This window comes from Streptomyces sp. NPDC028419 (genome assembly GCF_055565515.1).
The window spans coordinates 13,215-36,369 of the sequence record NZ_JBVHUE010000052.1; the positions used below are offsets into that span (position 1 = coordinate 13,215).

General features: G+C 71.6%; 20 protein-coding genes. 7 read left to right on the plus strand and 13 right to left on the minus strand.

The genetic code is table 11. The annotated features are described in order from the left end of the window. Positions 1–14 precede the first annotated feature (14 nt). Positions 15–1,235, minus strand: a complete 1,221-nt coding sequence (locus ACZ4UB_RS36735; protein WP_468077187.1) for a helix-turn-helix domain-containing protein — start codon at positions 1,233–1,235, stop codon at positions 15–17. Positions 1,236–1,831: 596 nt separating this feature from the next. Here ACZ4UB_RS36735 and ACZ4UB_RS36740 point away from each other — a divergent pair. Together ACZ4UB_RS36740 and ACZ4UB_RS36745 are read left to right on the plus strand one after the other, a co-directional pair. Next, complete coding sequence (locus ACZ4UB_RS36740; protein ID WP_468077189.1) at positions 1,832–3,046, plus strand: IS110 family RNA-guided transposase; 1,215 nt, start codon at positions 1,832–1,834, stop codon at positions 3,044–3,046. A gap of 597 nt (positions 3,047–3,643) precedes the next feature. Next, positions 3,644–3,958, plus strand: coding sequence for a S8 family serine peptidase (locus tag ACZ4UB_RS36745; protein WP_468077191.1), 315 nt, complete (start codon positions 3,644–3,646; stop codon positions 3,956–3,958). 229 nt (positions 3,959–4,187) lie between these two features. Here ACZ4UB_RS36745 and ACZ4UB_RS36750 read toward each other — a convergent pair whose 3' ends face one another. After that, positions 4,188–5,288, minus strand: coding sequence for an alpha/beta fold hydrolase (locus ACZ4UB_RS36750; RefSeq protein WP_468077193.1), 1,101 nt, complete (start codon positions 5,286–5,288; stop codon positions 4,188–4,190). Between the two features lie 107 nt (positions 5,289–5,395). On the opposite strand from ACZ4UB_RS36750, the gene ACZ4UB_RS36755 reads away from it, so the two are divergent. Beyond that, positions 5,396–6,136 (plus strand): TetR/AcrR family transcriptional regulator, encoded by a 741-nt coding sequence (locus ACZ4UB_RS36755; protein WP_468077233.1) that lies wholly within the window; start codon positions 5,396–5,398, stop codon positions 6,134–6,136. A 269-nt stretch (positions 6,137–6,405) separates the two neighbouring features. Here the strand turns inward: ACZ4UB_RS36755 and ACZ4UB_RS36760 are convergent, their stop codons facing one another. Then, complete coding sequence (locus ACZ4UB_RS36760) at positions 6,406–8,196, minus strand: FAD-dependent oxidoreductase (RefSeq protein WP_468077195.1); 1,791 nt, start codon at positions 8,194–8,196, stop codon at positions 6,406–6,408. A 234-nt stretch (positions 8,197–8,430) separates the two neighbouring features. On the opposite strand from ACZ4UB_RS36760, the gene ACZ4UB_RS36765 reads away from it, so the two are divergent. Further along, on the plus strand, positions 8,431–8,988 hold the full coding sequence (locus ACZ4UB_RS36765) for a flavoprotein (RefSeq protein ID WP_467963360.1): 558 nt from the start codon (positions 8,431–8,433) through the stop codon (positions 8,986–8,988). A gap of 19 nt (positions 8,989–9,007) precedes the next feature. Here ACZ4UB_RS36765 and ACZ4UB_RS36770 read toward each other — a convergent pair whose 3' ends face one another. From ACZ4UB_RS36770 to ACZ4UB_RS36785, 4 genes are all read right to left on the minus strand, one after another. Then, the gene (locus tag ACZ4UB_RS36770; RefSeq protein ID WP_468077197.1) at positions 9,008–9,532 is read right to left on the minus strand and encodes a DinB family protein; all 525 of its coding nucleotides are present in this window, start codon (positions 9,530–9,532) and stop codon (positions 9,008–9,010) included. Positions 9,533–9,626: 94 nt separating this feature from the next. Continuing rightward, positions 9,627–10,793, minus strand: coding sequence for an NAD-dependent epimerase/dehydratase family protein (locus ACZ4UB_RS36775; RefSeq protein ID WP_468077199.1), 1,167 nt, complete (start codon positions 10,791–10,793; stop codon positions 9,627–9,629). 151 nt (positions 10,794–10,944) lie between these two features. Beyond that, positions 10,945–12,222 (minus strand): epoxide hydrolase family protein, encoded by a 1,278-nt coding sequence (locus tag ACZ4UB_RS36780; RefSeq protein ID WP_468077201.1) that lies wholly within the window; start codon positions 12,220–12,222, stop codon positions 10,945–10,947. A gap of 89 nt (positions 12,223–12,311) precedes the next feature. Further along, positions 12,312–13,166, minus strand: coding sequence for an AfsR/SARP family transcriptional regulator (locus tag ACZ4UB_RS36785; protein WP_385786235.1), 855 nt, complete (start codon positions 13,164–13,166; stop codon positions 12,312–12,314). 210 nt (positions 13,167–13,376) lie between these two features. Here ACZ4UB_RS36785 and ACZ4UB_RS36790 point away from each other — a divergent pair, with 210 nt between their 5' ends. Then, positions 13,377–14,249 (plus strand): AfsR/SARP family transcriptional regulator, encoded by an 873-nt coding sequence (locus tag ACZ4UB_RS36790; protein WP_468077203.1) that lies wholly within the window; start codon positions 13,377–13,379, stop codon positions 14,247–14,249. 54 nt (positions 14,250–14,303) lie between these two features. On the opposite strand, the gene ACZ4UB_RS36795 is transcribed toward ACZ4UB_RS36790, so the two are convergent. The 5 genes from ACZ4UB_RS36795 to ACZ4UB_RS36815 form a co-directional block, all read right to left on the minus strand. Further along, complete coding sequence (locus ACZ4UB_RS36795) at positions 14,304–15,095, minus strand: ScbR family autoregulator-binding transcription factor (protein WP_468077205.1); 792 nt, start codon at positions 15,093–15,095, stop codon at positions 14,304–14,306. Between the two features lie 119 nt (positions 15,096–15,214). Next, positions 15,215–16,078, minus strand: a complete 864-nt coding sequence (locus tag ACZ4UB_RS36800; protein WP_468077207.1) for an AfsR/SARP family transcriptional regulator — start codon at positions 16,076–16,078, stop codon at positions 15,215–15,217. Positions 16,079–16,332: 254 nt separating this feature from the next. Further along, positions 16,333–17,136, minus strand: a complete 804-nt coding sequence (locus ACZ4UB_RS36805; RefSeq protein WP_468077209.1) for a ScbR family autoregulator-binding transcription factor — start codon at positions 17,134–17,136, stop codon at positions 16,333–16,335. Between the two features lie 188 nt (positions 17,137–17,324). Next, positions 17,325–18,047 (minus strand): ScbR family autoregulator-binding transcription factor, encoded by a 723-nt coding sequence (locus ACZ4UB_RS36810; RefSeq protein ID WP_468077211.1) that lies wholly within the window; start codon positions 18,045–18,047, stop codon positions 17,325–17,327. 372 nt (positions 18,048–18,419) lie between these two features. Next, positions 18,420–19,676, minus strand: coding sequence for a cytochrome P450 family protein (locus ACZ4UB_RS36815; protein ID WP_468077213.1), 1,257 nt, complete (start codon positions 19,674–19,676; stop codon positions 18,420–18,422). 509 nt (positions 19,677–20,185) lie between these two features. On the opposite strand from ACZ4UB_RS36815, the gene ACZ4UB_RS36820 reads away from it, so the two are divergent. After that, positions 20,186–21,217 (plus strand): ScbA/BarX family gamma-butyrolactone biosynthesis protein, encoded by a 1,032-nt coding sequence (locus ACZ4UB_RS36820; protein WP_468077215.1) that lies wholly within the window; start codon positions 20,186–20,188, stop codon positions 21,215–21,217. Here ACZ4UB_RS36820 and ACZ4UB_RS36825 read toward each other — a convergent pair. Further along, a complete protein-coding gene (locus ACZ4UB_RS36825; protein WP_468077217.1) occupies positions 21,198–22,151 on the minus strand; it encodes an NAD-dependent epimerase/dehydratase family protein in 954 nt (317 codons plus the stop codon). The two genes, ACZ4UB_RS36820 and ACZ4UB_RS36825, sit on opposite strands and share 20 nt — an antisense overlap. Positions 22,152–22,209: 58 nt before the next feature. On the opposite strand from ACZ4UB_RS36825, the gene ACZ4UB_RS36830 reads away from it, so the two are divergent. Next, positions 22,210–22,986 carry an SDR family NAD(P)-dependent oxidoreductase gene (locus ACZ4UB_RS36830; protein ID WP_468077219.1) on the plus strand — a complete coding sequence of 259 codons (777 nt, stop codon included), beginning with the start codon at positions 22,210–22,212 and terminating at the stop codon, positions 22,984–22,986. The last annotated feature ends 169 nt before the right edge of the window (positions 22,987–23,155 follow it).

A 23,155-nucleotide genomic window follows, 5' to 3' on the forward strand; every position in this document is an offset into this window, starting at 1 on the left:
TCACGGGACACCGCTCAGGCGGAGGCGGACCGACCGCTCTCGGCCAGGGCGTCGGCCAGCATGCGCCAGATCTCGGCGGCCAGGTCGATGTTGGCGTCCTCCTGGGCCTGTTGGGCCAGGGTGCGCAGGCCCTGGATGCCGGCCGGGTCGCCGCCGAGGATCAGCAGCTGGTGGCGGAGCATCTCCAGTCGGACCTGGTCGCGGTACGTCATCCTCGGCGCGTCCCCGGCCAGTTCGCCGAGGAGGGCGCGCGCGTCGTCGTACCGGGCGGTGGCGAAGGCCAGATCGGCCTTGAGCGCGGTGAGGTCCTGGCGCAGCGCGGGCGTGCCGACGAAGGCGAGGGCGGCCTCGGCCTCGGCGGCCCGGCGCTGGGCCTGTTCGGGGTCGGCGGGCAGGCGTTGCAGGTGCAGCCGGGCGGCGGCCAGGCGCAGCCTGAGCCAGAGCACCAGGTCCTCCTGGCTGCTGAAGCGTTCGAGCGCCTGCTCCAGGCAGGCCTGCGCGCCGGGGTAGTCGCCCTGCCTCATCCGGACGGCGGCGGCCGTCCACATGGCTTCCGCCCACAGCGCGTCCGAACGCCCCTCGACCAGCGCGGTCAGCTCGTCGGCGTGCGCCCGGGCCTCGCCGATGCGGCCCGCCTCGGCCTGTACGGAGATCAGCGCCAGCAGGGCCGTGGCGCGGTCCTCCACGCCCAGGTCCTCGCCGAGCGCGAGCCGGTGCGCCTCGACGGCCGCGTCGAGGGCCGGGGTGATGTCGCCGAGGGAACGCAAGCAGCGGGCGAGCCGGGTCAGCCCGCGCACGCGCAGCTCGGTGACGCCGACCTCGTCGCCGAGCACGACGAGTTGCCCGAGCCGTTCGCGTTCGGCCGCGTGCTCGCCCTGCAACCGGTCGGCCTGCGCGAGCAGCCACAGGGCCTGCCAGCGCAGTACGGGACTCTCGTGGGCCTCGGCGGCGAGTGCCTGGCGCAGCTCCTCGATGGCGTCGCTGGAGCCGGTGGACGCGGCGAGGGTGAGCGCGTGGGCCAGCGATCCGGTCGCGGGCTCCTCGAAGTCGGAGGGCTCCAGGCCGAGTCGGCCCGCGAGGTAGGTGACGGCCCGTTCGGTGGGCTGGCGGGCACCGGACTCCAGCCGCGAGAGGTAACCGGTCGACATGCCCTCGCCCGCGAGCGCGGTCTGGGACAGGCCCCGGGCCGTCCTTAACTTCTTCAGGCGGTGTCCGAACGCGGGCTGTCGCAGCATGAGCATCCCTGGGGTGAGCGGGGCAGGAGAGTCGCCGGGAGAACCGCACCGAGCGTAGGCCGCCTGGCAACACCCGGGCAAACCTTTGCCACGATCCGCCGCTCCCCCTCATCCACCCCTCGTCCACTCCTCGAGCACTCCTCCAGCAGATCGAGGCAGACTCTCCAGAACCTGCTCTTTTCCGACGCCTGGGGGTCGACGATGAGGCCATCGGTGTGCGCACCACACGCGGCCGTCCCCGCTGCCGCTTTCCCGCACATCGGAGACGACACCATCGACCCACCCCAAGACGCCCAATCGGACGAAGACATCGGCTGGCCCAAACACTAACCCCCCGTTATCTTTTTCGCGGTCCTGCAATGGGGCCGCTGGCCTCCGGGCCCGGTATGACTGTGTCCCCTCTGTCGAAGGCATGACCTGGGGGGTGGTGTCGCCGGGCCCGTGGGGTGCCGTCGGAGACGCTGATGAGAGACCCGGCCACCGCCCGGTCCGGCGCAATGCCGGGCAGTACGCGGGCGGCAGGTCTGCATAACGTGGATGCGCGAACACGGTGCCACTGCCGAGGCCAGCACGGTCAACGAGCCGGAAAGGGTGCGATGTTCGACACCGAAGGCATAGGCGTCTTCCTCGGCATGGACGTCGGCAAGACCGCCCACCACGGCCACGGGCTCACCCCGGCCGGGAAGAAGGTCTTCGACAAGCCGATGCCCAACTGCGAACCCAGGCTGCGGGCCGTCTTCGACAAGCTCAAAGCCAAGTTCGGCACTGTGCTGGTGATCGTCGACCAGCCCGCCTCGATCGGCGCTCTGCCGCTGACCGTCGCCCGCGACGCGGGCTGCGAGGTCGCCTACCTGCCCGGACTCGCCATGCGACGGATCGCTGATCTGTATCCGGGCGAGGCGAAAACGGACGCGAAGGACGCGGCGGTCATCGCGGACGCCGCCCGGACGATGCCCCACACTCTGCGCTCGCTGGAGCTGACCGACGAGATCACCGCCGAGCTCACGGTGCTGACCGGCTTCGACCAGGACCTCGCGGCCGAGGCCACCCGCACCAGCAACCGGATACGCGGCCTGCTCACGCAGTTCCACCCCAGCCTCGAACGCGTGCTCGGGCCCCGGCTGGACCACCCGGCCGTCACCTGGCTCCTCGAGCGCCACGGATCCCCGGCCGCACTGCGCAAAGCCGGCCGCCGCAGACTCGTCGAACTCATCCGCCCGAAAGCCCCGCGCATGGCCGCCCGGCTGATCGACGAGGTCTTCGACGCCCTGGACGAGCAGACCGTCGTGGTCCCGGGAACCGGCACCCTCGACATCGTGATCCCGTCACTGGCCGCCTCGCTCACCGCGGTCCACGACCAGCGCCGGGCGCTCGAAGCCCAGATCAGCACCCTGCTGGAGGCCCACCCTCTTCACCAGGTCCTGACCTCGATGCCCGGAGTTGGGGTCAGGACCGCCGCCGTCGTGCTGGTCACCGTCGGCGACGGCACCGGCTTTCCAAGTGCCGCCCACCTCGCTTCCTACGCCGGTCTCGCCCCCACGACCAGATCCTCGGGGACTTCGATCCACGGCGAACACGCACCCCGCGGCGGAAACCGGCAGCTCAAACGCGCGATGTTCCTCTCCGCCTTCGCCTGCATGAACGCCGACCCGGCGTCCCGCACCTACTACGACCGCCAACGCGCCCGCGGGAAAACCCACACCCAGGCTCTCCTCCGACTCGCCCGCCAACGCATCAGCGTCCTGTTCGCCATGCTCCGGGACGGCACCTTCTACGAGTCCAGAACCCCCGCCAACACCCTCGCCGCATGACCATCCCGAACAGCCTCATACCCGGCATCACGTCCTTGACGAAAGACATAGAGACACCCCCCCAAAAAAACCCCACACCCCCAGCCCCGCAGGCAACCCGGCCCCGCCACCCCAGCCCCCCGCCGGCGACCCGGCCCCGCCACATCTCAGCCCCGCCGGCGTTTGAGGCGCCGCCGGAGGCACACCAGCCACCTCACCCCCGCACAGACCCCGGCTGGTACGCCCCAGCGCGCAAAGGCGACAAGACTCCGCCGCGCCCAGGCGGCCTGGCCCCGCCACATCTCAGCCCCGCCGGCGCTTGAGGCGCCGCCGGAGGCACACCAACCACCCCACCCCCGCACAGACCCCGGCTGGTACGGGCATCGGACCGCAGCCAGTTGCTACGTCGACCGCGAGGACGATCCACCCGTCGCCCACCCTCGGCAACAGCGTGGAGACCAGCAGCCGGCGCAACCGGACGGCCTCCAGCCAGCTGTGATTCACAGCGTCGTAGACCGCTCCGTGCCCACGGCGGCGCTAGGCCGTCAGCGTCAGCTCGACCAGCGACCTGACCAGCCCATCCGCACACAGCACAGCCCCGGCGAGCTCGAAGAGCGCATGCGCACGGGCATACAGACACTCGTAGGACTCCACACGAAAGCGGACTGCCACGGCCACGGCACGCACGTCGCGGGCACAGTCGGCGGGAAGACGTACGGGGTGGCGCGCCAGGCCAACCTGGTCAGCGTCCGGGTCCTGGACTGCAAGGCGCAAGGCGAGTACTCCGGGATGGTCGCGGGCCTGGACTGGGTGGCCAAGAACGCCAAGCAGCCGGCAGTCCTCAACGCGTCGCTCGGCGGTCCCAAGCCCGACGCGTTGAACGCCGCCGCGGACGCCAGCGCGGACGCGCTGCTGTTCACCAACGGCCTCTGATCACGAGCGCGCGGGCCCGATAGGGGCGGATGGGCGCGGCGAGCCCGGCGCGACACGAGGAGAAGGCCGCATGGCAGCAGTCGGGGTGCGCCACCCCGAGGCCCACTTCTGGGGCGTGTGGGCCGCCGCCCGCAAGGACCTGGAACCGGTCGTGAAGGACGTGGGCCGCGACTACGCGGGCCACGTCACGGTGGTCCGGAGCCACCACACGGTACGGCCACACCCAGGGTCAGATGCCCGCTGTAGCGGCCGGCTCTCCGGCGACCACGGGCCGCACACGAGTCAGCAGGAGTTCCAGGAACCGCTCTGGCCGCCGGAACGCCGCGAAATGGCTGCAGTCCTCGATCAGCGCGAAGTCCTTGACCGGGGCCTGGACGTCGTCAAAGAAGCGGCGGGCGAGCTCCGGCGGCGTGAGGACGTCCTTGTCTCCCTGGAAGATGAAGAGGGGAAGCTCGAACTTCGTGCCCTCGGCCCAGTCGTCGAACCCGGTGGTGGCCTCGGTGATCTGCTCCGAGATGGTCATGCCCTTGACGAAGCGCCCCAGCTCGCGCAGCGAGTGCAGCGGCGAGAACCACAGGGACCCCATGACAACCTTCTTCATCGTGTCCAGCGTCAGCGGGTCGCTGGTGGCCAACAGCTTGGCGTGCATGGCGCGCTGGCGGGCGGTCCACTGCCGTTCGTCGGGGTCGAGCGCCTCGACTGCCGCCAGTTCCTTGAGCTTTCCGGTCGTACGCAGCCGGGTGAGCAGGGCCTGGTGCACGGAGTCGTCACGGCCGGCGTCGTGGATGTTCTGGTCGGTGCCGATGTATGCGGAGTAGCGTTCGGGGAACTCGCGGGCGAGCCGCAGGCCGAAGGCGCTTCCGTAGGAGTGGCCGAGCAGGACGATCTTTTCGACGCCCAGGCGCACGCGTATGTGGTCGGTGACCTCGATCGCGTCCGCGTAGATCCGGTCGAAGGTCATTTCCCCCTGGCCTTCCGGACCGCTGCGGCCGAGGGTCTTGAGGGCGCCGCGCATGTCCCAGCGGACGATCGTGAAGTGCCTCTCCCAGGATCTCGTGCGTGGTCCGAAGATCGCGGTCGAGGCCCCAGGGCCGCCGTGCAGTTCCAGAACCACCGGGTTGGCCAGATCCTCGCCACGGACCGAAATCCACTGGTCGATGCCGCCGATGCTGACGAAGCCCTGCTCGTCGATGCCGTTCGGAGTGTCGATCTTCATCAGCGAGGCGTTACGGGAACGCTTGATGGCGCGGTGGCCAAGGGCGCCGACCCCGGGTGCGGCAAGGAGGACAGCTGCGGACGTGGCGGCGATGGTGGCGATGGTGGCGATCACGATGACTCCCTGGAGCGAAACTGTATATGTCGTAAGCGATTGGCTATACGATATAAACAGTTAGGATGAGGTGTCAACGGGTTGCTGCAGGGGAGGCGAAGGTGGCCATGAAGAAGGTCGGCAAGCAGGCCGGCGTGAAGGAGAGCTTCGCGCTGCTGTGGGGTCAGCAGGAGCCGCCAAGCCGGGGCCCGAAGCCCTCGCTCACCGCGGGCCAGATCGCAGAGGCGGCCGTCGAGATCGCCGACGCGGAGGGCCTGAAGGCGGTCTCGCTTGCGCGCGTGGCCAAGGAATTCGGCGTCACCGCCATGGCGCTCTACCGGTACGTTCCGGGTAAGACGGAGCTCCTCGACCTGATGGTCGACCTCGCGATCGGCCCCCCGACCCCGGTCGCCGGCCTCCCCGGCGGCTGGCGCGCGCAGCTGACCGAGTGGGCCCGGCAGTGCCTGGCGACGTACCACCGCCACCCGTGGATCCTGACAGCGACCGGCATGCGCCGCCAGATCATGGGCCCTCATCAACTCGGCTGGCTGGACGCGGCCTTGGCCGCGCTGGCCGCGACGGGGCTGTCGGCCGCCCAGCAACACGACACGTTCCTGCTGCTCGTCGGCCATGTGCGCAATGTCGCCCATCAGTACGTCGATGATGACGAGGCGGCGAACGCGGAGTGGGCCCACCTGACGGCCAAGGTCCTGGAGCGAGACCAAGAGCGCTTTCCCGCCCTGACGGCAGTGATCGCGGCAGGCGGCTTCGCCCCGCAAGGCGGGAATCCGTTGGACTTCGGCCTGGAACGCATCCTTGATGGCGTAGCGGCCCTGATCCCCGGTGACCCGGTCCGGGACTACCAGTAGTCAAGAACTCACCGACCAAGCGACCCCAGGCGGGCAGCCACGAGGTCAGCGCAGGGGGGTCCGGCGAACCAGCCTCGCGAAGCCCGGACAGTGACGGGGAGACTGGTTTGAATCGCATGAGGAGTCACTGGTTCCTACCGAGGCAAGCGTCCAAGACGGGGACTGGTCAGCGCCACCCGGCCGGTGCGACGGAGGCCCATCCGGGCCCCGTGCCCACGAAAGCTGACCGTCGAAATTTGAGTCCCTACAGAAAGACACCCCCACCCCCCTCAAGCACTCCCCGAGCCCCCCTGGACCCGCCCCCGACCCCCCACCCCACCCCCCATTGCCACCCGCACACCCACCCCGGCCACACCAACCGGCAAGCCAGCCGCCCCCAAGGGAGCCACCGCCGCCCCCAACTCCCCTTCCGTCAGCTCACCCCCACCCCCCGCCGCATAGCCGTCCGGCCGCACCAGGACCCACCCCCCGGCAGAGAGCCCCAACGCCTCCCGCACCCGCCCCCGCGGATCCACCAACTGCCTCGGCCCCACCCCAGACCCGGACCCGGACCCGGCCCCAGACCCCCGCGCCCACCCCACCCCACCCCCCACGACCGTCCGCACCGACAACCACCCCGCCCACCGCGCCGCAGCCGCCCGAGCCGTCTCCACCGCCTCGCCCGTACCCTCCGGCACGTACAGCAACGACCACCGCACGTCCCGCAACTCCCCCCGCAGCTCCTCCGCGACGACCCGCGGACCCCCCGCCAACCCCCCGGGCCGCCCCCCGTACGCCGACCCGAGCCCCGACATGTCGCCGAGCACCTTCCGCTGGATGACCCGGTGCAACAGCCCGGTCCCGCGCACGACGCCCATGACGGCCGGCAGCGCCGCCCCCGCCATCGCGTTCGTGAGCTGCGCCAGCACCCCCGTCCGCTGCGCGGCCCCGAGCAGCGCCCGCGCCACCGGCACCCGCTCCTCCTCGTACGTCCGCAGCAGCTCCGGCCCCGTCCAGCCCTGGTCGACCATGGCCAGCTTCCAGGCCAGGTTGTACGCGTCCTGCACACCGGTGTTCAGGCCGTGCCCCGACGCGGGACCGAAGACGTGCGCCGCGTCCCCGGCGACGAAGCACCGGCCCTCGCCCATCCGCGTCGCCACCGCCGCCCGGAAGGTGTGCACGGCGCTCCAGAGCGGCACACCCACCCGCATCTCGCGCCCCAACCCGGCCGACAGCTTCGCGGAGAGCCGCAGTTCCACCGGCCGCCCGTCCCCGACCACGTCGGCGGGCGACGAGTCCAGCAACCGCCAGTGCCCGACGCGGCGGTGCGGGATCAGCAACAACGCCTGCCCCCCGACACGCACCCAGTGCACGGTGTCCTGAGCCAACCCAACGAACCCCCCAGCCACCCCACCCACCGCACCAGAGGAAGCAGAGGAAGCAGAGGAAGCAAACCCACCGCCCCCACCCACCTCCACCACCGCATCCGCCAACTCCCAGACCTCATCGGCCCCCTCCACCCCCGGCAGCCGCAACCGCCCCCGCACCGTGCTGTCCGCCCCGTCGCACCCGACCAGCCAGGGCACGGCGCAGGCCTCCCGCCGCCCGCCGGAGTGCTCCAGGTACGCCCGTACCCCGTCCTCGTCCTGCTCGAAGGACGTCAGCCGCACGCCCCATTCCACCTGGACCCCGAGGCGGGCGGCGGCCTTGCGCAGCACGGCCTCGGTACGGGCCTGCTCGATGACGACGGTGAAGGGGTACCGGGTGGGCGTCGAGCCGTAGTCGGCATCCAACCGGACCGGCCGTCCACCACCCGCGGTCATCGTGAACGCCCGGTTCCGCCGCCCCTGTTCCAGTACGGGCCCCACCACGCCCATCTGGTCGAGCACCTCCAAGGTCCGCGGATGCAAGGTGACGACCCCGCGCCCGCGCGCTCCGCCCGGACGCCCCGGCCCGGCGGCCGCGTCGACCACCCGGACCCGCAGACCCCGGCGGGCCAGTTCGTGCGCGGCGGTCAGCCCGACCGGCCCGGCCCCGACGATCAGTACCCGTGCGCCGGTGGTCCCACTGCTCCGCGGCATGGCGCCGCCCCCTCCCCGTGGGCCGTCAACCCGCCTCCGTGGGTACGGCGTACACGGCGTTCACGGCGTTCCATCCTCGGCAGCACCGCTCGCAGCCGCCCGGACACCCACTGGAGGAGAACAACCGGCAGCGCCCACAAAGAAGGGCCACGGAAGAAGGGCCACAGGCCCCGACCCGACGTATCCACGGCACACCGGTGCCCCGCCGCCACGGAGATGTGATCCCATGATCATATGAAGAGGACCCTTTACCTGCTCTGCTCCGCCGCCCCGCCCGTCTTCGACGTGGCCCACGTCATCGAGGACGCACAGGCCCGTGGCTGGGACGTGTGCCTCGGTCTGACCCCCACCGCGGCGCACTGGGTGGCCGGGAGCCTCGACGGACTGGCGGCGCTGACCGGGCACGCCGTGCGCTGGCAGTACAAGCTGCCCGGCGAGCCGGACGTGTGGCCCGCCGCGGACGCCCTGCTCTTCGCCCCCGCCACCTTCAACTCGGTGAACGCCTGGGCCCTCGGCCTCACCGACCGCTTCGTGATCGGTTCGGCCGCGGAGGCCATCGGCAAGGGCACGCCCGTCGTGGCGATGCCGTGCGCGAACGCCGCCCTGGCCGCCCACCCGCAGTTCGACCAGAGCGTGGCCGTCCTGCGGGGGGCGGGCGTCGACTTCCTCTACGGGGAGGGCGGCTTCGTACCCGGCCCGGCGGGCCCGGACGCCCCCGCCCACTTCCCGTGGGCCGCGGCCCTGGACGCGGTGGACCGCCGCGTCGCCACCGCGAACGGCGGCGCGGTCTGACGTCCCCCGGGGCCGCCGTTCACTCCCCCGTCACGCCGTCGATCGCCTCGCGCAGCAGATCGGCATGGCCGTTGTGGCGGGCGTACTCCTCGATCATGTGGGTCAGGACGTAGTGCAGGGAGTAGATCTCGTCGATCTTGCGCTCCTCGTCCACGTACCGGCCGGTGACGTCCAGGGACTCGGCCCCGTCGACGATCGCCCGGGACAGCCCGCAGGTCCACTCCCACTTCTCGAAGGCCTCCTGCGGGTCGGCGTCCTCGACCTCCCACTCGGTCCACCGTCCGGCGGCGTCGCGCGGCCAGTACCCGCGCACGTCCTCGCCGTTGATGACGTTGCGGAACCAGCCCCGCTCGACCTCGGCCAGGTGGCGGACCAGTCCGAGCAGGGTGAGCCCGGTGGTCGGGATCGGTTTGCTGCGCAGCTGTTCGGCCGTCAGGCCCGTGCACTTCATCATCAGGGTGTCGCGCTGGAACTGGAGCGTGCTGGTGAGCGTGGCGCGTTCGTCGCCCACCTGGACCGGAAGGGTTCTCTGTTCGTCGAGCATCGGGCGATCATGCACACCACGCGCCCGCCCCCACCCGGGATTCCACGTATTGGACAGTCACCGGACCACCCACCGGACCACCCACGGGGCCACCTCACCGGCGCGCACCCACCTCCGCCCCCGCCGGCACGGCCCGCCGCCCACCCCGCTGCCCGGGCACCAGCCCGGCCAACACCCCAGAACCTGCCCCCCAACCCACACCACCGGCACCCACACCCACACCCACACCCACACCCACACCAGCACCAGCACCAGCACCAGCACCAGCACCAGCAGCCATATCCACCCCAGCCACCCCAGACACCCCCGCCCCCACCTCCGCCTCCGGCACCGCCCCGCCCCGCGCCCGGTACCACGCGGCCGCCACCCCCAGCCTCCGCAGCGGCCCGGGCCCCGGGTCGACCCCGCCCAGCGCCCAGGCCGTGTCGCTGCGGTACCACATGTCCCCGGCCAGCAGCGAGAACTGGCGCTCGCTCACCCACCCGGGCCGCGCCCGCAGCCCCGCCAGGCAGGCGTCCCACCCCAGCGAGCCGCCCGCTCCCGGCGCGTGCGGCAGCACCCCGTACTCCGCCAGGGCCCCCATCAGCGCCCCGTTGCGCACCGGCTCCGGGTGCCCCGCGTGCAGCACCCCGCCCGGCAGCGCCCGCGGGGTCACGGCGAGGGCCGCGACCAAACGTGCCAGGTCCATGACATCTATGAAGGAGGCGAGCCCGTTCCCCCCGGCCCAGCCGGCCGGCACCCGCCGGAAGGCGTCCACCAGCGCCGGCACGGCCCACCGGTCCCCGTACCCGGTCACCAGCGGAGCCCGCAGCACCGTGCCGCCCGCGGCCAGCACCGGGGCCTCCCCCGCGAGCCGGCTGCGACTGGCGGCCGACACCGGCGCGGGGTCCAACTCGCCCTCCCCCGGCCCTCGGTGCGGCCCGGGCCCGTACACCGCACAGGTCGACAGGTGCACGATCCGCGGCACTCCGGCCCGGCGCGCCTCCGCCATCAGGGCCGACGTACCGCGGACGTTCACGTCGTCGCAGCGCCGCTCGTCCCCGCCGACGTACGAGGCGAGCGAGAGCAGGACCGAGGCCCCGTCGCACAGCCCGCGCAAGGAATCGGGATCACCCAGGTCCCCGCACACCCCGCCGGCGCCCGCCCGCCCGCCCGAGACCCGACGCTCCCGCGAGAGGACGCGCACCGGCACCCCCTCGTCGAGCAGTCTTCGCACCACCGCCGAGCCCACGAACCCGGTTCCCCCGCTGATCACGATCATCACGCCACCCCCGGCCGACTGCCCCACAGAAAAAAAGAGAACGCCCTTTATGTTATGAGGGCGTTCTCTCTTCGCGCAGGCGTTCGGCATGGTTTCCCGCACATCCCTACCCGGACGGCGCGGCCATCACCCGACGACCATCACCCGGCAGTCACTCCTCCAGCCCCTCCCGCCCCGGCTCCCCCGCCGGCCCCCGCCCACACCCACGCTCCCGCTCCAGCGCCCGCTCCCGGAAGAACGCGCGCACGTCCCCCACCAACAGCTCCGGCACCTCCATCGCCGCGAAGTGCCCGCCCCGGTCGTAAGAGGTCCACCGCACGACGTTGTCCGTCCGTGCCGCGACGTGCCGCAGCGGGATGAAGTTGTCCCGCGGGAAGTCGGCGAGGGCCGTCGGCGTCGCCGACGGCTCCGGGGGCCCGCCGTAGTACGCCGCGTGCGCCCGCTCGTAGTAGATGCGCGCCGCCGACCCGGCCGTGCCGGTCAGCCAGTACAGCATCACGTTCGTGAGCACCTGGTCCCGGTCCACCGGGCACCGCGGATCGGTCCACTCCACGAACTTCTCGCCGATCCAGGCCAGGAGCCCCACCGGCGAATCGTTGAGCCCGTACGCCAGGGTCTGCGGCCGGGTCGCCTGGATGTCCGCGTACCCCTGCCGCTCCCGCGCCCACACCCGGTAGCGCTCCCAGGAGGCCACCGTCCGCTCCCGCTCGGCCGGGCTCAACCCCGCGAGTTCCGCCTCGCCCGGCGCGGCGACGGCGCCCGCTCCGGGCAGCAGGTTCAGGTGGACCCCGATGACCCGCTCCGGCCGGATCCGGCCCAACTCCCGGGAGATCGCGGCCCCCCAGTCGCCGCCCTGCACCCCGTACGCCGGGTACTCCAGCCGCTCCATCAGTTCGGCGAAGGCCCGCGCGACCCGCTTGAACTCCCACCCGGTGTCGGTCGTGGGCCCGGAGAGGCCGAAGCCGGGAATGCTCGGAAGCACCAGGTGGAAGGCGTCGCGCGGATCCCCGCCGTGCGCCCGCGGATCGGTGAGCGGCCCGACGACCTGCTCGAACTCGACGATCGAGCCCGGCCAGCCGTGGGTCATCAGCAGCGCAGTCGCGTCCGGCTCGGGCGAGCGCACGTGGGCGAAGTGCACCTGGGCCCCGTCGATGACGGTGGTGAACTGCGGCCACTCGTTCAGCCGCGCCTCGGCCGCCCGCCAGTCGTAGCCCTGGCGCCAGTGCCCGGCCAGCTCCCGCAGATGGTCACCGGGAACGCCGTAGTCCCAGCCCACTCCGGCCAGTTCGGAGGGCCACCGGGTCCGGTCCAACCGCTCCGCCAGGTCGTCCAGCTCCCGCTGCGGCACATCGAGCCGGAAGGGCCTCAGCGACGCACCACCCGCACCCGGACCGGCACCCGCATGCCCCACCACAAGATCATCATCCATGGGCCGGATGCTAGTGCGCTAGAGCACCATCACCCGCGCCATCACCCGCAACGTCGAGCGCGCCATCAAGCGCGCCGTCACCCACACCATCAAGCGGCATACAGATCAAAGGTCGACCCCCGCTTGGGCCCCGCCGCCACGTCCAGCGCCGGATCCACCGTCAGCATCGCCTGGTGCAGCCGCTGCAACTGCGGCGAGGGCTCCACGCCCAGGTCCTCGATCAGCCGGGTCCGCAGCCGCCGGTAGACGTCCAGCGCCCGCGCCTGCCGCCCCGACCGGTACAGCGCCACCATCGCCTGCGAGTGCAACCCCTCGTGCTGCGGGTGCCGGGCGATCATCTCCGCCAGCTCCGCGAGCAGTTCCCCGTGCCGCCCGAGCCGCAGGTCGACGTCGATCCGCCGCTCCATGGTGACCAGCCGGGACTCCTCCAGCCGCATCACCTCGATCTCCAGGATCGGTCCCACCCGTACGTCGACCAGGGCCGGCCCCTGCCACAGCGCCAACGCCTTGCGCAGCTGCGCCGCCGCGCCCTCGTCGTCCCCGGCCTCGAAGGAGGCGTGGCCGCCGGCGACCAGGGTCTCGTACTCGAAGACGTCCAAGCACTCCGGCGGTATCTGGAGCAGGTACCCCCCGTGCCGCGTGGCCAGAATGTCCTTGGCACCGCCGCCCGCGCCGTCCAGTCCGCCCGGCTCCGCGCCCGGCCCGCCCGGGCCCATCGCGGTGCCCAGTCTTCGGCGCAGCTGGAGTATGTAGGTCTGCAGCGTGGTCAGCGCACTCTGCGGCAGGTCCGTGCCCCAGATCTCCTCCATGAGGGTGGGCACCGGCATCACCCTCCCCGGATACAGCGCGAGGAGGGTCAGGATCTGCCGCGGCTTGCGCGCTGTCGGAACGATCGACCCCCCGTTGACCTCGGCACTCAACGGACCCAGAACCCGAAACTTCACGGTCTCCTCCGCACGTCGTCGAGCTACCTCGCTTTTCGGCCGTCCCCGGCCTTCGACTCACGAAAGATAGCCGGGCCCCACGCGATGTCACCGCATTCTCAAGTCCCTTTCGAGGCCACCTCCATGGGGCTTGACCGGCGCCCTTCCGACAGCTGCTAGATTCCGCTCGAAGGCGTACGAAATGACGTACGAAGGGGGATCGCCACCGTCATGGAATTCCTTCTCCTCGGTCCGGTCGAGGCACTCGATCCGCGTACGGGCGCCCGTAGCGCCCCCTCGGGAGCCAAACAGCGCGCCCTGCTCGGCGCGCTCGCCGTGCACCGCGGCCGGGTCCTCTCCGCGGACCGGCTGATCGACGAGCTCTGGGGCGACGCCCCGCCCGCCGCCGCGGCCGGCGCACTCCAGGCCCACATCGGCCGGCTGCGCCGCTCCCTGCACGCGGTCGACGGCCGCGACCACATCGCCACCGGACCGGCGGGCTACCGGCTGCGCGGCACCGCGTGCGGAACCGACGCGGGGGCCTTCGAACGGCTGTCGTCCGAGGGCCGCGCGGCCCTCCCCACCGATCCGGTACGCGCCGCCGACCTGCTCCGTCGCTCGCTCGCCCGGTGGCGCGGCGCACCCCTGGAGGGCGCGTCGGGCGGCCGGCTCTGCGCGGCGGAGGCGGACCGCCTCGGGGAACTACGGCTGACCACCCAGGAAGCCCTGTACGAGGCCTGCCTGGCCGAGCCGCACGCCGACCACCGGCTCCTGGCCCGGGAACTGGAGCGCCTCACCGCCGACCACCCGACCCAGGAGCGCCTCTACGACCTCCTGATGGTGGCCCTGTGCCGCGGCGGCCGCCGCTCGGAGGCGCTGGGCGTCTACGAGCGGGCGCGCCGACGGCTGCGCACCGAACTCGGCGTGGAACCGGGCCCCGCACTGCGCGCCCGGGCCGCGGAAATCCTGGAGGACCGCACGGAGAGCCCCGCCTCGGGAACGGCCGCGGCACTACTCGACCTCGGCAGCGAGATATCCCGCCTGAGCGCCCGCGTGGACGAACTCACGCACCGCCTGAATTCCACTGGAGCACTCACCGGCTGACACAAAGCAGCGCGCGAGAAGAAGGAACGGAGACGGAATCCAGAACCAAAGCCCTCAAGAATTGAACCCGGACCCAGCCCCAGCCCCAGCCCCAGCCCCGGCCCCGGCCCCAACGGCCCCGACGTCCTCGAACCCGCCCTCGGACCCGGACCCGGACCCGGACTGCACATCCGCCCCCGCCCCCACCCCCGCCTCAGGCTCGGGATCCACCCCGGCCCCCGCCCACAGCGGCGCCGCCGCCCGCGTCCGGTACTCCCCTTCGCGCCCGGCAGCCACCACGCTGGGCAGGAGCAGCGCCCACAGCTCCGCCACCTTGCGCTGTAACTCCCCGTACGGCATGCCGGTCCCGGACATGCCCTCGATCCCGCACGCGGCGGCCGCGACCAGCGACTCCGCGTTCTCCCAGCGCCGCTCCGCACACAGCTCACCCGTGTCCCGGGCCTGTCGCAGCAGCGTGCACACCACGGTGAGCCACGTCCGCTGGAAGTCGATCACCGGGGGCTGGTGACCCGCGCACTCCTTGGTGATCCGGAAACTCGCCGGGATCGCCGGGTCCTCGTGCAGCATCCGCGCCATCCAGTGCGTGGTGTCGATCAGCGCCTGCAACGGGGAGGCCCCGCCCTCGCGCAGCGACCGTACCGACGCGTGCAGCAGTGCGCAGCCCCGCTGCTGCACCGCCTCCGCGAGCTCGTCCTTGGAGGCGAAGTGGAAGTACAGCGCCCCCTTGGTCACTCCGGCGGCGCCCGCGATGTCACCCAGGGTCGCGTTCGCGTATCCATTGCGGTGGAACAACTCGGCCCCGGCGCCGACGAGCCGCCTGCGGGTCCGCTCCGACCTCTCCTGCACCGCACCGTCCCCTCTCGTCCCGCGCAGCCGAGCCGCGGCACTCGCCTTCACACCCTCGTGCCCACCGCTGCGCCGGTCCGCGGCCAGGGCCGCACCCGCACCCGCACCCGCACCCGGCATCAGACGCGGACGAGCCGCTCGCCGCCCGCGTCCGTCGCCTCCGCCAGGCTCTCGGGGCCGGCCATCAGGATCGAGCGCTGCAACCGGCGCAGCGCGGCGGACGGTTCGAGCCCGAGCTCGCGCACGAGCATGCCGCGCAGCCGCTGGTAGACGTCCAGGGCCTCACCGCGCCGTCCGGAGCGGTGCAGGGCGAGCATGAACTGCCCGTGCAGGTTCTCGTGCGTGCGGTAGCGGCTCGCCAGCACCGTCAGCTCGGCCAGCAGTTCACGGTGCCGTCCCAGTCGCAGGTCCGCCTCGATGCGCTGGTCGAGCGCGCACAGCCGGGTCTCCTCCAGCCGCCGGGTCTCCATGTCGAGCTGGACCCCGCCCTGTACGTCGGCGAAGGCGGGCCCCGACCACAGGGCGAGGGCCTCGCGCAGCAGCCGCGCCGCACCGGGGAAGTCCCCGGCGTCCATCGCGCGGTAGCCGGTCCCGGCCAGCCGGTCGAACTCCCGCACGTCGCTCGTGCCGCCGTTGCTGTTGAGCAGGTAGCCGCCGGGCAGCGTGACGAGGACGTCCTTCGCGGTGCGCCCCGCGGCGGCACCCGCGGGCGCACCCCCCTCGGGGTCCGCGTCCGGGTCCCGTTCCTGCTCCAGCGCCGTCGCGATCAGTGCGCGTAACTGCAGAACGTACGTCTGCAGGGTGGTCCGTGCGCTGCGCGGCGGTTCGCCCGCCCACAGCTCCTCGATCAGTGCCGACACCGGCACGACCTGGTCGGCATGGAGCGCAAGGAGCGCCAGGACCTGCCGGGGCTTGGGGGCGGTCGGCGTGATGGAGATTCCGTTCTCCCGCACGGCCAGTGCGCCCAGTACATCGATGTCCACGCCGTACTCCCCTGTCCTTGGATGAGTCGCGATCTCAGTAGAAAACAGGACCGACGGTTTGTCAATATCAAACCGGTTGCGCTGTTTTGCAGCCCAGCCGCGCCCTAGCCACACTCAAGAACCCACTCTGAACAGGGGAGTTGTACGTCGATCAACACGCCGGAACACACTCGGCACCCCTAGGTCACCCCTCAACGGGGCCTACAGATCGGCCTCCGGAGCTCAAAAAGCAGACCGCACGGTCTCGTTCGGCACTACGCCCCCGAGCCGGCACCCAACCCCACACCCGAGCCACCACCCGACTCCACACCCACACCCGCACCCACACCCGCACCTGACCCACCATCAACACCCCCCTCAACACCCCCACCCCCATCCCCATCCCCGGTCCCACCCCCACCGCCGGAGGCCCCCGCACCCCGCCCCACCCACCGCCCGGTCCCCTCGGCCACCAGCCCACCCAGCACCCCCTGCGCGGCGAGCCGCGGCAGCATCAGGATCCAGAACCGGGTCAGGGTCTCCCGCGAGACCCAGTCCCGCTCCTCGGCGCCCAGCACCTCCAGCCCCACCATCGAGGCCACCACCGCGTTCGCGGCGTCCTGCGGCAGCACCCCGTCGGCCAGGGCACCCCCGCGCGCCGCGGACCGGACCACTTCGTCCACCCACACCTGCCACTGGCGCCGCAGGTCCACTCCGCTGCCCCGCGAGACGTCCGCGCACAGTCCGAATCCGGCCCGTACCACGACGTCCTCCGCGAGCAGGGCCATCAACTCGTGCGTGGAATCCACCAGCACCTGCAACGCGTTCGCGGCCAGTTCGGCCGCCCCGCCCGGCCGCCCGGAGGTGATCCGCCGCAACGCCTCCACCGCACGGTCCTCCACGGCTCGCGCCAGCGCCGTCTTGCTCTCGAAGTGGAAGTGCAGTCCTCCGGCGCTCACTCCGGCCCGCTTGCTGATCATCGCGATCGACGCGGTGCCGAACCCCTCCTCGGCGAACACCTCCGCGGCGCAGCGCACCAGGGTTTCACGCGTGCGGGCGGCACGTTCCTGCTTGACCATGGAGTCTCCACAAACCGCCCTCGCGGTTTGCCCAGAGGAGTAAAAGATCTTCAGCCGACACAGTCGGCGCCCCCGCTGGAGCGGCGCTCGCGCCGCGCCGGAGCCTGCAGGTGAACGGCGCTCGACCACCGGCCCAACCGGGGCCGACCGCTCACCGCCCCGTGGGCCCGCCGCCGGGACTCTCCTGCCTACCGCCGCCCCGCGAGCCCGACACCCGCACCAGCACGCGCACCCGCCCCGGCAGCACCGGCCCCCGCCCCCGCGCCCCCCTCTGCCAGGGACTCCAACTCCAGGGCCACCCGGTGCCCGCGGTCCGGCGCCATGTCCAGCCGGCCGAGCATCGCCGGCGTCGAGATGCTCGGGTAGATGTGCTGGTAGACGGAGGCCACCCGGTCCTCGATGTCCTCGCGGTCGTTGAGGGTCTGCGAATAGATCTGCGCACCCGTCCAGCACGCCGAGAGGATCCAGGCCGTCTCGGCGGGGTCCACGTGCGGCAGCAGTTCGCCCTGCTGCTTCGCCTGGACCAGCAGTTCACGGGTGAATTCGATCCAGCCCGGCACCGATCCGCCGCCGAAGATCTCGCGCATCCCGGGGCCGAGCGAGAGCCGCGCCCCCGCGCTGAGCATCGGTTCGAACTTCATCCGGTGGGCCAGCAGCATCGCCACGTCGACGAGCTCCTGGAGCTTGCTCTCCCTGGACGGCACCCCGGCCTCGCCGAACTGCTCGTCGAGCACACCCTGCGCCAGCTCCTGCTTCGAGGAGAAGTGGAAGTACAGGGCGCCCTTGGTGACGCCCGCGCGCGCGAGGATGTCCGCGATGGTGGCTGCGTCGTAACCGCGCTCGTCGAAGACCGAAGCGGCCGCCTCCAAGATCGCGCGACGCGTACGGACCGCACGTTCCTGTCGTGCCACGGTGCCTCCGTTGTCCAGGGTCGGTTCAGGCTGGGTCCCGCGAACAGGATCCACCACCCCTGATAAAACCAACCAGAAGGTCCGTATTTTATCAAGCGGACCCTAGCCGGCCCTCGACCCCCTACGGGCGTCGCTTCCCCGCCCGCCCCCGGTCGGGCCCCGCCCGCTCCCTCCCGCCCCGCCTCCCACCTCCACCCCAACGGGTCGAACCGCCCGAAGCCCCCCAAAGCCCCCTCGGCGGCCCCCTCGGGCTCCCCCGCCCGGACGACGGAGGAGCCCGACGCATCTATGTCAAGTCGGCGCGCACAGCACCCTTTTGGACCACGATGTGGACCACGATTCGGCAACCACCGACGGTCGCCTTGTGAACCACTATCCGGCGGCCACCGACTGGCGAGCGGCGCCGAGGAGCACCGGAAGCTCCTTGAACCCGTTGGAGATGAACGACTCGACCTTGCGCAGCTCCTCCGGCCGGACGGCCAGCGAGAGGTCCGGGAAGCGCTCGAAGAGCCTCCGCAGTCCCACCCCGCACTCCAGCCGGGCCAGCGAGGCGCCCAGGCAGTAGTGCGTGCCGAACCCGAAGGAGAGGTGCTCCCCGCGGGTGGCCCGGGTGAGGTCGAAACGATCCGCGTCCGGGCCGTGCACCTCGGGATCCCGTCCGGCCGAGGCGAACGAGACGACGATGGGGGCGCCCTGGGGTATCACCACCCCGTCCTCCATCTCGATGTCCTCGACCGCGAAGCGCATCAGGGCGTAGGTCGCGGGCGGCTCCAGCCGCAGCGCCTCCTCGACCGCGTCCTCCCACGAGGCCTTGCCGCCGCGCAGCAGCTCCAACTGGTCCGGGTTGCGCAGCAGTTCGTAGACCACCGAACAGATCAGGTTCACCGACGTCTCGTATCCGGCCGTGAAGAGCAGGATCAGGTTGTCGATCAGCTCCTTCTCGCTCAGCCGGGAGCCGTCGCCCTCGTCACGGGTGTTGATCAGCGCCGTGGTCATGTCGTCGCCGGGGTGCTCCCGCCTGTGGGCGAGCAGCTCCGTCATCGTGACGTAGAGCAGCTCTCCGTTGGCCTGGGCGTCCTCCGCGGTGATCGTCGTGTCGAAGAAGCCCTTGATGATCCTGTGCAGCGGCTCCCACGACGGCTGCGGGATCCCGAACAGCTCGAAGACGATGCGGGTCGGCAGGTCGTGCGCGAAGGCGGTGCGCAGGTCCACCACCTCGCCCTGCGGCAGCGCGGCCATCCGGTCGAGGAGCTCGTCCGCGACCTCCTCGATCCTCGGCAGCATCCGGGCGACCCGGCGCGCGGTGAAGGTGGCCACCACGGGCTTGCGCAGCCGGGTGTGCTCCGACCCGTAGGCGGTGATCATGTTCTGTACGGACACCCAGATGGCCAGCGGCCATTCCTCGCCGACCTCGCCGTTGGCCCAGGCGGGCCAGTGCCGGTAGGCGTCCTTGGAGACCCGGGGGTCGACCAGCAGCCGGCGTATGGTCTCGCTCCCGCTGATCACCCATCCGGTCACCCCGCCCGGCAGGACCACCGGCGTGGCCGTCCCCTGCTGGTGCAGAAGGGCCGCCTCGCCGTGGATGTCGGCTCCGGACGGGTCGAGCGCGTAGGGGCACTGACGGTTCATTCGGTGATCTCCAGTTGGTCGGCGATGGATCGGCGATGGATCGGCAAGGAGCTGACGACACATTGGCGACGGCGTGCGCAGGCTGCTCCACACCCCGTGTTCCAAACCGCTCAACCGGTTTCTAACTCACCAGCGGCGGGCTCAAGTTTGGCACCGGCCCCACTCGTGCGCCAGCAGAGCCGAGCGACTCGACCTACACTCGACGGTGGCTTGAATTCCCCTCACGGACGCGTACGTGCCAACACCCCGTCGGACCGGGGCATATGACCGGAAGACCAGCTCTCACTTGGCGCGGAACCTGGTCGTCTCCGCCAACCCCGTCCGACCGGAACATCGCTGGTGAGGCCCGCCCGACAGTGCCTCGAACCCCTCGTCCGCGATGTTGACATTGGTACACGTGCGACATGCAGACACCTTTAGCACCTTGCAAACAAAACCGGAGAGTACGTATCTTGCGTCTCGCGTGCGTTGCCCATCCCATCCGTCGACACGGCTCTGTGGAGAGGTCCATGACGATGCTGACGATCCGGAAGAACACTCCGATCCACCCACTGGAGCCGACGGGGGCACCGTGGACCCGCTGCAACGAGGCCCCCGCCCCCCAGCTGACGACCACCGTCCCCCGGGAGTACGTCCACCGCTCCTCGCTGGCCGAGGTGTTCCTCACCGGCTGCGACCTGATCGGCGCGGACACCTTCTCGCTGACCGGCCAGTGGCCCCGCGCCCACACCTTCTTCACCAGCCCCGACGGCACCAGCCACGACCCCGTCCAGGCCGGTGAGACGATCCGCCAGGTCGGCCTCTACCTCTGCCACGCCGTGTACGGAGTCCCCCTCGGCCACAACGTGCTGCTGTGGAGCCTGGACTTCGCCTCCGATCCCGACCGGCTGCGCATCGGCCGCGGCCCCAGCGACCTCGTCATGGTCGCCACGTGCACGGACTTCGGCTGGCAGGGCAGCCGCTTCAGCGGCTTCCTCCAGGTCGACATCCACCGCTCGGGCCGCCTCGCCGCCACCGGCACCGCCCGCTTCACCTGCGTCGCCCCCGCGACCTACCGCCGCCTGCGCGGCGACCGCGCCCGCACCGGCCTGGCCCGACCACTGGAGCGACGCACCCCGATGCCCGCCGCGGCCGCCGGCCGGCTGCTCCCCTTCGACGTGGTGCTCTCGCCCACGGAGGAAGAGGGCCGCTGGCTGCTGAGCCCCGACCTCGACCACCCGATCCTCTTCGAGCACGCCAACGACCACCACCCGGGCATGGTCCTCGTCGAGGCCGCCCGCCAGGCTGCCTGCGGGCTGCGCCCCCGGGACGAGTTCGTCCCCTCCGCGTTGTCCACCGAGTTCGGGCACTACGCCGAACTGGACACCCCGTGCTGGATCGAGGCCACGTCCCGGACCCCCTCCATCATCGACGTCACGGGTCACCAGGAGGGCCGGACCATCTTCCGCTCCACGGTCACCGGCACCAGCGCCGGCGCCCGCAGCCAGCACCTCGCCGGTTCCCTCGTCACCGATTCCCTCGTCAGCGGTTCCGCCCTCTGACCTCGCCCCGGTACCAGTCCCCGTAAGCCCCGAAGGCTTCCTCGAAACGCGGTCCGGACGCCACCGACACCTGCCCCCAGAGCCGCCGGGTGTCGTACCAGTGGTCCACCGCCAGCAACGACACGTGCCTGCGCGCCACCGGATCGTCCGCCGCTCCCAGCAGGCACACCGCCCCGTCGAGATCGACCTCTCCACGGGGCAGCGGAAGACCCAGCTCCCGTGCCACCGTGCCCACCAGTTCGCGGGCCGTCACCGGCACGGGATGAGCCGCGTGCAGCACCCGCCCCGCTCCCCCCAGGTCCGCCCCCAGGTCCTCCCGCACCGCGAACTCGGCGAGCACATCGGCCAGTACGTCCACGGCGATCATCGAGATCCGGGCCCGCCCGTCGTCCACCCAGTGCGGCAGCCGCGCCATGAGGCCCACCAGCGCCGGCACCATCCACCGGTCCCCCCGCCCGAAGACGAGGTGCGGACGCAGCACCGTCCCGCCCGCGGCCAGGACCATGCGCTCCCCCGCCAGCCGGGTCACGCTCGTCACCGACCGGGGACCCTCCGGCAACACCCCCTCCGCCTCCCCCCGATGCGCCCCGTCCCGGTACACCGCGGCCGTCCCCAACTGGACGATCCGCCGCACCCCGGCCCGCTCGGCCTCCGCCAGCAGCGCGCGCGTCCCCTCCGCGTTGACCGCTCGGCACTCCTCCTCGTCCCCGCCGATCCGCGAGGCGAGGTGCAGTACGGTCCCGATGCCGTCGCACGATCCCCGCAGCCCGCCTCCGGCGAGATCCCCCCGCACCACCTCGACCCCGGGCACCTCCACCGCCGTCCGGTGCACCAACACCCGCACGTCGGCGCCGGCTCCGCGCACCAGGCGCTCCACGACGTGGCGTCCGACGAACCCCGCCCCACCGGTGACGAGAACACCGTTTCCCCCCACGGCCCACCTCTCCTCAAAACCCTTACGGACACCATCACATCGTGTTACCGTCTCGCCCGTGACAGTCGGTAACAGCTTATTGCTGGCGGGAAAATCGGCGCTGATCACCGGCGCCAGCGCAGGCATAGGCGCGGCCGCTGCCCGGGTGTTCTGCCGGGAGGGCGCGGCGGTCACCCTGATCGCACGCCGCGAGCCCGAGCTCGCCGCACTCACCGAGGAACTCCGCGGCAGCGGTCACCGGGCCCAATACGTCGTCGGTGACGTGACCCGCGTCGAGGACGTGGCCCGCGCGGTCTCGGCCGCACTGTCCGCCCACGGCTCCCTGGACGCGGCGTTCAACAACGCGGGCGTCGGCGCCGAGCCCAAGCCCCTGCACCTCCTCGACGAGGACGTCTACGACAGCGTCATGGACACCAACGTCCGCGGCGTCTGGAACTGCATGCGCCAGGAGATACGCGCCATGCTCGCCGCCGGCACGGGCGGCACCATCGTGAACAACAGCAGCACGGCCGGCCTCGTCGCCACCCCCGTGACGGCCGCCTACATCGCTTCGAAGCACGCGGTCCTGGGCCTGACCAAGGCCGCCGCCGCCGAGTACGCCCCCCAGGGCATCCGTGTCAACGCGATCGCCCCGGGCTCCACCCGCAGCGAGATGATCGACGCCTGGCTGAAGCAGAACCCGGCCATGGAAGAAATCCTTCTCAAGTCGGCCCCCCTCCCCCGCATCGCCGCCCCGCAGGAGATCGCGGAGTCCGCGGCCTGGCTCTGCAGCGACCGCTCCTCCTTCGTCGTGGGCGCCACCCTCTCGGTGGACGGCGGCTGGACCACCCGCTAAAGCCGCACCCCCACAGGACGGCTCGACCGTTAACGCCGTTAACGCCACGGCACCACCACACCCTCCCGTTAACGGCGTTAACAATCGGACCACACCACTCCACTTAACGGCGTTAACACCGCCACCACCCCGCACACTAAAAAGTACTTGTCGACTGGTTTTTTTAACC